Annotated in this window: 6 protein-coding genes; all 6 read left to right on the plus strand. The window is 38.8% G+C overall.

The window, feature by feature from the left end; translation table 11 throughout:
- The first annotated feature begins 112 nt into the window (after positions 1–112).
- Positions 113–1,048 carry an HPr(Ser) kinase/phosphatase gene (gene hprK / locus O3658_RS10195; RefSeq protein WP_371561380.1) on the plus strand — a complete coding sequence of 312 codons (936 nt, stop codon included), beginning with the start codon at positions 113–115 and terminating at the stop codon, positions 1,046–1,048.
- Positions 1,041–1,829, plus strand: a complete 789-nt coding sequence (gene lgt, locus O3658_RS10200) for a prolipoprotein diacylglyceryl transferase (RefSeq protein ID WP_371561383.1) — start codon at positions 1,041–1,043, stop codon at positions 1,827–1,829. The genes hprK and lgt overlap by 8 nt, the downstream gene beginning before the upstream one ends.
- Position 1,830: 1 nt before the next feature.
- The gene (locus O3658_RS10205; protein ID WP_371561386.1) at positions 1,831–2,214 is read left to right on the plus strand and encodes a DUF948 domain-containing protein; all 384 of its coding nucleotides are present in this window, start codon (positions 1,831–1,833) and stop codon (positions 2,212–2,214) included.
- A 15-nt stretch (positions 2,215–2,229) separates the two neighbouring features.
- Entirely contained in the window at positions 2,230–2,625 is a 396-nt protein-coding gene (locus tag O3658_RS10210) for a YtxH domain-containing protein (protein ID WP_371561389.1), read from the plus strand.
- Between the two features lie 455 nt (positions 2,626–3,080).
- Complete coding sequence (locus tag O3658_RS10215; RefSeq protein WP_371561393.1) at positions 3,081–9,410, plus strand: YSIRK-type signal peptide-containing protein; 6,330 nt, start codon at positions 3,081–3,083, stop codon at positions 9,408–9,410.
- 611 nt (positions 9,411–10,021) lie between these two features.
- On the plus strand, positions 10,022–12,398 hold a 2,377-nt coding region (locus tag O3658_RS10220; protein ID WP_371561396.1), incomplete at its 3' end, for a YSIRK-type signal peptide-containing protein.

The raw sequence follows: 12,398 nt of genomic DNA on the forward strand, positions 1-12,398 counted from the left end.
AGTAATCTAGTCTTTTTTGCTTTAAATAAATCCTATAAATCCTGCAAAATTCTGAAACTTCCTCCTACAATTTGATATAATAGAGGGAAGAACTTGATTGAAGGAGAAAATTATGTCGGTTTTAGTCAAAGAAGTGATTGATAAGCTCAGACTAGACATTGTCTATGGTGAGCCTGAATTACTTGAAAAGAAAATCAATACCGCGGATATTACGCGACCAGGGCTTGAAATGACGGGGTATTTTGACTACTATACTCCAGAGCGGATTCAACTTTTGGGAATGAAAGAGTGGTCTTATCTGATTAGTATGTCTTCTCATAACCGCTACCAGGTTTTGAAAAAGATGTTTCAACCAGAAACACCTGCAGTTATTGTTGCGCGTGGTTTAGTAGTTCCAGAGGAAATGTTAAAGGCCGCTAGAGAATGTAAAATCGCTATTTTAACGAGTCGTACAGCAACAAGTCGTCTGTCTGGAGAATTGTCAAGTTACCTAGATTCTCGTTTGGCTGAGCGTGAAAGTGTACATGGTGTCTTGATGGATATCTATGGTATGGGTGTGCTCATTCAGGGTGACAGTGGTATTGGTAAGAGTGAGACAGGTTTAGAACTCGTGAAACGAGGACACCGTTTGGTAGCGGATGACCGTGTAGATATCTTTGCTAAGGATGAAATGACTCTCTGGGGTGAACCAGCTGAAATCTTGAAGCATTTACTTGAGATTCGTGGTGTTGGTATTATAGATGTGATGAGTCTTTATGGTGCCAGTGCAGTTAAGGACTCTTCACAAGTTCAGTTAGCTGTCTATCTAGAAAATTATGACACGCAAAAGACTTTTGATCGCCTAGGCAATAATGCTGAGGAGTTGGAGATTTCTGGAGTATCCATTCCACGTATACGCATTCCTGTAAAAACAGGACGTAATATTTCTGTCGTTATCGAAGCAGCAGCGATGAATTATCGTGCTAAGGAAATTGGCTTTGATGCTACTCGATTGTTTGAAGAAAGATTGACAAATCTGATTGCAAAGAACGAGGTGAAAGATGATTGATCCAATTGCTTTTCAAATTGGCCCTTTTGCTGTTAGATGGTATGCGCTCTGCATCGTTTCAGGTCTTGTTTTAGCGGTATACCTTGCCAGTAAAGAAGCGCCTAAAAAGAAGATTTTATCTGATGATATTTTGGACTTCATCTTAATTGCCTTTCCTTTATCCATCATTGGCGCTAGACTCTACTATGTTATTTTTAGATTTGATTATTATAGCCAACATCTGGGAGAGATTTTTGCTATTTGGAATGGTGGTCTTGCGATTTATGGCGGTTTAATTACTGGAGCGATTGTTCTCTATATCTTTGCTGATCGCAAATTAATCAATACTTGGGATTTCTTAGATATTGCAGCTCCGAGCGTCATGATTGCTCAGAGTCTAGGGCGTTGGGGAAACTTCTTTAACCAAGAAGCTTATGGAGCAGTCGTTGACAATCTTGATTACTTACCTGATTTTATTAAGAATCAGATGTATATTGATGGCTCATACCGCCAACCAACCTTCTTATACGAATCTATCTGGAATCTGATCGGTTTTGCCTTGATTGTCATTTTTAGACGCCGATTAAAGAATATCCGTCGTGGTCATATCACTGCCTTTTATCTAATTTGGTACGGATTTGGACGTATGATTATCGAGGGCATGCGTACGGATAGTCTCATGTTCTTTGGGCTCCGAGTATCCCAGTGGTTGTCTGCCCTATTGATTGGCCTTGGTATTTATATCATCTTTTATCAAAATCGGAAAAAAGCACCATTTTATAATGTAAAAAAGGAGAATTAAAATGTTAGAAGTGGCTTATATTATTGTGGCAATTGCCTTGGTTGTATTTTTAGTTTATCTGATTATTACCCTTCAAAAAGTTGGTCGTGTAATTGATGAAACTGAAAAAACTGTTAAAACTTTAACATCAGATGTAGATGTAACTCTTCATCAAACAAATGAATTGCTTACAAAAGTCAACGTTCTTGTTGATGATATCAATGTCAAAGTTGCTACAATTGATCCCCTCTTTACAGCAGTTGCAGACCTTTCTGTTTCTGTTTCTGACATAAATGAGCAAGCACGTGTTTTGAGTAAAAAAGCATCATCTGCTGGATCAAAAACTATAAAAACTGGTGCAGGTTTATCTGCCATTCGTGTTGCAAGTAAATTTTTTAAAAAATAAAAAAGGAGTTGACTAATGGGAAAACTATCATCTATCCTTTTAGGAACTGTTTCAGGTGTTGCAGCTGCCTTGTTTCTAACTAGTGACAAAGGAAAACAAGTTAGAAGCCAAGTACAAGAATTTTTAGAAGATCTAAAAGAAGATCCTGAGTATGCTAAAGAGCAGGTTTGTGAAAAATTAACGGATGTCAAAGAACAAACCAAAGAATTCGTTCTTAAAACAAAAGAGCAGATTGAATCTGGGGAAATTACTCTTGACACTGTCTTAGATAAAGCAAAATACCATGCTCAACAAGCGACTGAAGCTTCAAAAGAAACCTTGAATCATTTTAAATCACAACTGGAAGAAAAAGTAGTTGTGGAAGAAAAAGAAAATGGTCAAGAAATTGTCATTGAGCTTCAAGAAAATTAATATAGAGTCACCATTTCCTGGTTTTCTAGAAAATCAAGAATGGTGATTTTTTTCTTTTAAGGAATTCTTTGTGATATAATGGCAGTATAGAAAGTTCAGTATTTAGATTCCTTTCTTAATTTACTGAAATTTTAACAGCAGGTTATTGATCTTTATACGGATGGGAAAATGGAACTAGATGATAAAATAGAAAAAGATGACCTTGTACTTTTTTACAGAGTTGTTTGGAAGTCTAAAATTAGCGGTTCTGTCCGTAACCTAAATAACATGCCTGATGAACTGGGTTATTATAACAAATAGTTATTTAAAAATTGAAAGGATTTAAAATGTGATGTATTAAAGTAGAGTAAACTTCCTAATTTGAGGAAAAGAAAAAATTGTGATTTTGTTAACAGAAAATGTTGACACCTTCTATATTATATATAGAAATGCTAGTTAAAAAGGAATTGGGTAACATGAAAGATATCTTTAATAAACGCCAACGTTTTTCGATTCGAAAGTTTTCTGTTGGAGTGGCATCTGTACTAATAGGGGTTTCCTTATTTGCTCCAACTCAAGGAGTCTTAGCTTCTACGGAAAATAATAATGATAATAATACAGGGATAGAAGTTAATTCTGAAACTGACAATTCTCTGCCGACTGTGGAGATCAAAGAAGAAGCTCAAAGTATCTCAGAACATCGAAACAATGCTTCTTCTGAGATAGATGCTAAAGAGATTTCAACAGTAGCTACAAAAGAGACAGTTCTAGATACTTCCGGTGGTAAGGAAAATATCAATTCGACGGCAACTACTTTGGTGGCTGGTGAAGACAGATCAAGTGCTCCAGAGGTTAGAGCAGCATCAAATCCTACTGAGATTAAAAAATATGAATTGACTGAGGAAGATGCTAAAAAAATCAAAGCAGGAATAATCGGTTCAGAAGGGGATAAGTATGATAGCCTATTACTAGATGGAGAACAGTTAAAACCGAATGGTTATACAGATAACGATTATTTGAGTGATAAAGATGAAATCTATATTTATGAAAAAAATGGGAAAAAGTATGTAGGTTATAACAGTCATCCGTTACTAGAAGATACTGATGGTGATGGTATTATTGATAGTGACGAAAAGCCAGATGAAAAATTAAAATGGAATGTAAGTGAACGTGATATGATTATGTTCATGGAATTGGCTTACCGTGACGATAAGTACATTGACAGAGTACTGGATCATAAGAGACCTTTAACAGAAGCAGAGTTATACAAAAAGAAAGGTGAAAGTAAACCACGCTATGAATATATGATGATGAATAGGGAATTGGGACCTTATTGGGAAAGAAAGAAAAGTTATCATACATCCAGTGGACTTGATGCTGTATTATTTGAGACTAAGAGCGATTTCTTATATTTACCAAATGGAACTGCCCAGGTACTAGCATTTCGTGGGACTAGTGATTCTAAAGATATAGGTGCTGATATAACACTTGGAACAGGGAGTAATCCTAAACAGGCGATAGAAGCAGAAGAAATTATGCGTGAATTAGCCAAGGATAAGAGTATCACCAACCTTTATCTAACAGGACATTCTCTGGGAGGATATTTAGTACAACGGGCAATGGTTGAAGCCTATCAGTTGGCATATTCTGACAGCAGAGTCATGTCTACTAAAGAACAGCTGGCTTATAGAAACTTTTATAATAATGTATTAAAAAAAGGAACAACATTTAATGCTCCAAAAGTGAGGACAGGTCTTCTCTCATCATCTGCGTTTTGGCAAAAAGGTTTAGATAGTAAAAAAATAGCTAAGTCAGGTAAACTGACCCATTATATAGTTAATAACGATTCTACTATAGGAAAAAGTGTCAGTAATGATAGTGATGTTGTTATAAATGTTGGGGATACAAAAGGAGGGCATAGTTCCCGTTCTTATTTTGAAGCCGATATGATTAATAGACGACCAGAGTTTATTTCTGGGAAACGAATTTCCTTAGATGGGATAGGTTTTCAAAATCCTAAGATTACTACAGCCAAGTCTCTAGAAAAAGTTGGAGAAACTGTTGTATATAGCAAACTCGGAAATGACATCATTAAGTCAACAACTGTTAGTATGAAAGATCCTGATACAGGACAGATTACTAAAAATACACTTGATGAAATGTTCAAAAAAGATGGTGCAAAGGACAAAGTAGAAACAACAGCAATCCCATCACCTAAGAAATACGTAAAAGATGATACACGCGAAAAAGGACAAGTTAATGTTGAAGAGCCTGGAAAAACTGGGAAACAGACGGTAACAACAACTTATAGTGTAAATCCTAACACTGGAGATCTTATTGAACATGTAGGACAACCAGTAGTTAAGCAACCGGCAACAGAAACAGTTGTCAAAGTCGCAGCCAAGGACGAAGTAGAATACATTAAAAAAGGAGACGATGTTGTTAAGAAGACAACGAGCTACACAGTAAACTCAAAAACTGGCAGTCTTACTTCGGCTGAGAAGGAAGAAGTAGTCAATAGAGGTGGCGCTAAGGATATAGTTGAGTATAATTTAGTTGAACCCAAACCAGTTTATTTAAAAGATGAGAACAGTCCAAAAGGTACTGTTACCGTTCAATTTCCAGGGAAAGCAGGACAAACTAAAGTCACCACAACCTATAGCGTAAATCCAGTAAATGGAACCCTAATTCCATCAAAAGGCGAACCAAAAGTCGTATATAGACCAATAGCTATAGTTGTAAAAGTGGGAGCTAAGGATAAAGTAGTAGAAACGCCAATTGAACCTGAAGTTGAGTATGTTAGAGATGGTGAAAAAGACTTCGGTACATCAGATCAGCGTATTGAGGGTAAAAAAGGTAAAACGGTTACTACAACCACTTACGATGTAGATTCAAAGGACGGTCATATCACAGAACACGTTGGCAACCCAGTCGTCATCCCAGCAGGTAAGACAATCGTTAAAGTTGGTGCGAAAACTAAGGTTGAACAATCTAAAGATTCTGAAGGTCGTGATGTGATTGATACCACTACCTATGAAGTTGATTCAAAAACAGGTAAGGTAACTCCAACAACAGTTCGAACTTATGGGAAAACGAAAGCACCAACGGTTGTGAAGAGAGTAGTACCGTCTCCAGTAGTTTATGAAAAAGATGGTACAAAAGAAAAAGGTACAACCCCAACTACTGTTAAAGGTGAAGATGGTGAAGACACTATCACAACAACTTACACTGTGGATCCTAATACTGGAAAGATTACAGCAAGTGAAGGTAAACCAGTTCGTACGAAAGCACCAACGAATACTATTGTCAAAGTTCCAGCGAAGGATAAAGTAGAAACAACAGAAATTCCATCACCTAAGAAATATGTAAAAGATGATACACGCGACAAAGATCAACCAAATGTGGAAGAAGCAGGCCAAGCAGGTTCAAGCACTACCACAACAACATATAGTGTTGATTCTACTACAGGCGCTATTACAGAAACAGTAGGAAAACCAGTAGTAGTAAATCCAACAGCAACAATTGTCAAAGTTCCAGCGAAGGACAAAGTAGTAGAAACACTGATTGAACCAGAAGTTGAGTATGTGAGAGATGGTGAACGAGAAGTTGACACTCCTAATGAACGCGTTGAAGGAGCTAAAGGTAAAACAGTTACTACCACCACTTACGATGTAGATCCAAACGACGGTCATATCACAGAAGACGTTGGTACCCCAGTCGTCACTCCAGCAGGTAAGACAATTGTTAAAGTTGGTGCGAAAACTAAGGTTGAACGTAATAAGGATGACCAAGGTCGCGATGTGATTGATACCACTATATATGAAGTTAATCCAAAAACAGGTAAGGTAACTCCAACAACCGTTCGAACTTATGGAACAACGAAAGCACCTACGGTTGAGAAGAGAGTAGTACCATCACCTGTTATCTATGAAAAAGATGATACGAAAGAAAAAGGTGCAGCCTCAACTACTGTTAAAGGTGAAGATGGTGAAGACACTATCACAACCATTTACACTGTGGATCCTAATACTGGAAAGATTACAGCAAGTGAAGGTCAACCAGTTCGTACGAAAGCACCAACGAATACAGTCGTTAAAGTCGCAGCGAAGGATAAAGTAGAAACAACAGCAATCCCATCACCTAAGAAATACGTAAAAGATGATACGCGCGATAAAGGCCAAGACAATGTAGAAGAAGCAGGACAAGCAGGTTCAAGCACAGTAACAACTACTTACGAAGTAAATCCATCAGATGGAACAATTACAGAAAGAGTAGGAGAACCAGTAGTAGTAAATCCAACAGTAACAATTGTCAAAGTCGCAGCCAAGGACAAAGTAGTAGAAACACCGATTGAACCTGAAGTTGAATATGTTAGAGATGGTGAACGAGATGTTGACACACCTAATGAACGTATTGAAGGAGCTAAAGGTAAAATAGTTACTACAACCACTTACGATGTAGATTCAAACGACGGTCATATCACAGAACACGTTGGTAACCTAGTCGTCACCCCAGCAGGTAAGACAATTGTTAAAGTTGGTGCAAAAACTAAGGTTGAACAATCTAAAGATTCTGAAGGTCGTTATGTGATTGATACCACTACCTATGAAGTTGATCCAAAAACAGGTAAGGTAACTCCAACAACCGTTCGAACTTATGGGAAAACGAAAGCACCAACAGTTGAGAAGAGAGTAGTACCGTCTCCAGTAGTTTATGAAAAAGATGATACGAAAGAAAAAGGTACAGCCCCAACTACTGTTAAAGGTGAAGATGGTGAAGACACTATCACAACCATTTACACTGTGGATCCTAATACTGGAAAGATTACAGCAAGTGAAGGTCAACCAGTTCGTACGAAAGAACCAACTAATACTATTGTTAAAGTTGCAGCGAAGGACAAAGTAGAAACAACCGAAATCCCTTCACCTAAGAAATATGTAAAAGATGATACGCGCGAAAAAGGCCAAGACAATGTAGAAGAAGCAGGCCAAGCAGGTTCAAGCACTACCACAACAACATATAGTGTTGATCCTACTACAGGCGTTATTACAGAAAGAGTAGGGAAACCAGTAGTAGTAAATCCAACAGAAACAATTGTCAAAGTCGCAGCGAAGGACAAAGTAGTAGAAATCCCGATTGAACCAGAAGTTGAATATGTTAGAGATGGTGAACGAGAAGTTGGCACACCTGATGACCGCGTTGAAGGAGCTAAAGGTAAAACAGTTACAACAACCACTTACGATGTAGATTCAAACGACGGTCATATCACAGAACACGTTGGCAATCCAGTCGTCACCCCAGCAGGTAAGACAATCGTTAAAGTTGGTGCAAAAACTCAGATTGAACAATCTAAAGATTCTGAAGGTCATGATGTGATTGATACCACTACCTATGAAGTTGATCCAAAAACAGGTAAGGTAACTCCAACAACCGTTCGAACTTATGGGAAAACGAAAGCACCAACGGTTGAGAAGAGAGTAGTACCGTCTCCAGTAGTTTATGAAAAAGATGATACGAAAGAAAAAGGTACAGCCCCAACTACTGGTACAGCCCCAACTACTGTTAAAGGTGAAGATGGTGAAGACACTATCACAACCATTTACACTGTGGATCCTAATACTGGAAAGATTACAGCAAGTGAAGGTCAACCAGTTCGTACGAAAGAACCAACGAATACAATTGTCAAAGTCGCAGCGAAGGACAAAGTAGTAGAAGCATCAATTGAACCTGAAGTTGAGTATGTTAGAGATGGTGAACGAGAAGTTGGCACACCTGATGACCGCGTTGAAGGAGCTAAAGGTAAAATAGTTACTACAACCACTTACGATGTAGATTCAAATGACGGTCATATCACAGAACACGTCGGTAACCCAGTAGTCACCCCAGCAGGTAAGACAATCGTTAAAGTAGGAGCTAAAACTAAGGTTGAACAATCTAAAGATTCTGAAGGTCGTGATGTGATTGATACCACTACCTATGAAGTTGATTCAAAAACAGGTAAGGTAACTCCAACAACAGTTCGAACTTATGGGAAAATGAAAGCACCAACAGTAGAGTTAGAACAAGATTCTAAGACAGGTGATGTTACAGTGACACCGAAGAAGCCAGATGGGTCAACATATCCACCAGGAACTAAGGTAGAAATCTCAGGTAAAGATGGTAATCCAATCGTCGTTACAATCGATGAAGATGGTAAAGGTAAAGTACCAAACAGTGATCTACCAAACGTAGAAAAAACAGGTACAGGTAAGATTACTGAACCAGGTAAATCATCTGTGGAAGTTCCTAAGGTAACAACTTTTGAAAACGATGCATTATCGGGTTCAATTGCATTGCCAGAGCTAATGATTGAGGTTCGATGGATTGATGAAGACGGAAATGTATTGAAACCATCCGTTAAGACAGGTAATGAAAAGGATGCTGAACATGGATCAATTCCAGTATATGAATTTGTACGAACTGTGATTGATGAAAATGAACCAGTAATTACTCACATTTTCAGAAAAGTAAGTGGAAATACAAATCCAAATACAATTCCAGTCACTCCAGTCACACCTGCTACTAATGGAGGTTCTGGTCAAGATACACCTGCACCTTCACCAACAACTCCAACTCCAGATGCAGTTACTCCGAATGCTAATCACGGATTCATTACAACTACTATTGATAAGGAATCTAAGTCAAATGATTCTCAAAATGTATTGCCAAGACTTGGAACAGAGTCAAGTATGACTCTTGCATCTTTAGGACTCCTTGGTATGCTAAGTAGCCTTGGACTTGCGTTTGGAAAGAAAAAAGAAGACTAAAATAAGCATTTCGTTAAAGTTTGAACTACTCACTGTTAAGTGAACGATGAAATAAAAGATTAAGAAACGACCTTGTTCCTCATTTGAAGAAGTACAAGGTCGTTGTTTTATTTTTGAAAAAGGGAGACATCAGTATTGGTACCAAACCCCTCTCAAAATATTGTATGTCTTTAATCCTAGTGCTCAGTTTTGAAATGTTCCCAAAAGTTCTCAACCGGTGAGCGATTAGTACACTTGCCAATCTGATATATAGAGAATGTTATCAGAAAGAGGAATATTTCTGTTTCATTTAAACAAAATATATAAACATCTTATAAACATTCGCATATGTTTGCGCTTTATTCGAGAGGTTGAATGGCTTTATGATTGCTTAAATGAATTGAAAATGATATAATCGAGCTGTGATAGCTGTGATAGCTGTGATAGCTGTGATAGCTGTGATAGCTGTGATAGCTGTGATAGCTGTGATAGCTGTGATAGCTGTGATAGCTGTGATAGCTGTGATAGCTGTGATGTGTAAAAATTGCTCAAAAGAGTGATTTTTATTGTATTATTCCCCAGAGGGAATACTGCTTCTCAATTTGATTTTGTCTTTAATATAAGGAGGAACGATGGAAAAAAAATCAAATTCACTAAGTAGAGTAAAGCGTCGACAACAGGAAAAAGTCTTACGCTTCTCTATTCGTAAGTATAGCTTCGGTGCGGCTTCAGTTGCTGTTGCAGCGCTGATGTTTTTGGGTGCGCGTGTCGTTAGTGCGGATAGCGTAACACCTGTCGACAAACCTCATGTAGAGGCTTTAACTCAAGATACTAGTCCGCTAGCATCGCAGGATAAGGAAGAGCCTGCTAGTTCTATAAAAGTGGATACAGCTACTGCAAGTCAGCTTGTGGCACAGATCAAAGACCAGCTCCACGTCAAGGAAGCTGCTAATACAGATCTTTTAGTCCGTGCCAAGGAAGAACTTGTCAAGGCTGAACAGACTCTCGCTGATTCAAAAGTGAGTCAAGAAGAAGTGGACGCTTTAGTAGCTCGCTTGACCAATGTTTTGGACCAGCTACGAGCAGTGGAAGTATCTCAAGGCAAAGAAGATAAAAATGGTGAAAGTACACAGGAAGCAACTCCGGAAATCAAGCCAGAAGTAGTGAAGCCAACTCCAGAAATTTCAGCTAAGTCTGAGGAAACTTCAGAAAATACCAATGTTGAGCAACTGGAAAAAGCTAAAGCTAGTCTCAAAGTATCTATTGATCGTTTGGAGCAGGCTATCGCCCAAACACCTGAGAATGACTTGACACGTGAAATCTTGGAAAAAGCTATCGCCCAAGTTGCTGTAGCCAAGTCTGCATTTGGTGGTGTAGAAGTTAGCCTTCGTGATGTTGAGGATATGAATCGTGTCATCAAACGTAACGAAAGCTCTGTTATGATTGCACGTAATCGTTTGACTTCGGGGCGTAATGACGTCCGTAATGGCGCAGCTATCCCAGTTGGGACAACGCTTCGCGCTGATGCGGGGGCAACCTATGACAATGCTGTTGGGCTCTACTTCACAAAGGAAGGAGATGGCTCAGGTTATCCAGCTGGTACCATGCTCTTTAGAGACCGTAACCAAAATACTGCGGATAATCAAAGAGTTAAGGATGTCAAGGATGTCGTTAAGGTTGATGTCACTAAAAACGGAGATACATACGATTGGGTCATTGAGTTTGAAGGTAATCCTGAAAACCACCAAAATGCCCATGCTTGGTTTACCATTCCAACTGGTCATACCTTGGTAGACGACGGTTCGGCATCATTTGGTAGTTACTGGGGTGGTTCTGGTGGAAAACGACGTATTGAAACTCAAGGAAGATTACCACGAAACTTATACGACATCTTTAAAGATCAGGTTAGCTCTACGTCTAAGGATGTTAACATTGGTACCCCTGGTGGAGCTATCGAGCAGGCTTGGGGCAAAGCCGCCACTACCGATGCTTTCTGGAAAGGTGCTGATGGAGAGATTAAAACATTTGAAGAAATCATTTCAAAACCTGATACACTCTATTTTAATCGTACAGGTGGTGCCCGTACGACAACGGAGAAGGATGTTCTGGTATCAGATTATTTGAAGGATTGGTTGATCCAGCATACGCAAAGAGTCTATCATTTTGATATTGATTATCGTGGTAGAACTAAGGATAGTGCATCAAACTATATCTTTCGTTTCAAAACCAAGGCTGCTGAGGGGACTCCACTCATGTATGCAGCAGGGATGCGCTCCTATGAGTTCAGCACCCACCGAAATGATATGCAATGGTATGGTTTGCCATCTCCTAAGGTGACGGGGGCTGATCAAACTATCGAAAAAGGTAAGGAAATTCGACTTGAATTTACAACTAAAGATAATCTAGCAGGATTTTCACTTGGTGATCCAAAACTAGGTTATAATACAGCTGATTCTATCAAGTTAGTGGATAGTAAGCTGGAACTTAAAGATCAAAAAGTTGAAGTTCATAAAGTGAGTGATTATGAGCACAAGCTCATTATTACAGGTCGTGTTGCTTCTGAACCTAGCGATACAGGTTATCAGGTCAAGGTCAAGTCTGTCAATAACGTCGGACAAAGTGCGGAGTTTACATCAACTGTCAAGGTTACACAATCTATTACACCAACATTAGAGTTGAATCAAGATCCTAAGACAGGTGACGTTACAGTAACACCGAAGAAACCAGATGGCTCAACATACCCACCAGAAACTAAGGTAGAAATCCCAGGTAAAGGTGACAAGCCAATCCCAGTCACAATCGGTAAAGACGGTAAAGGTAAAGTACCTAATAGTGATTTACCTGAAGGTAATGTCCCAGGTACAGGTAAGATTACAGAACCAGGTCAACCAACTGTTGAAGTTCCTGATGTAACAACACCAGCTAAGATAACACCAGCTGACCAGGTAGCACCAACAATTACTAAATTAACTGATAATCGTAATGCAGAAATTGATAGTAAAAACCCAC

The sequence above is a fragment of the Streptococcus sp. 27098_8_69 genome, assembly GCF_041432445.1.
Taxonomy (GTDB): Bacteria; Bacillota; Bacilli; order Lactobacillales; family Streptococcaceae; genus Streptococcus.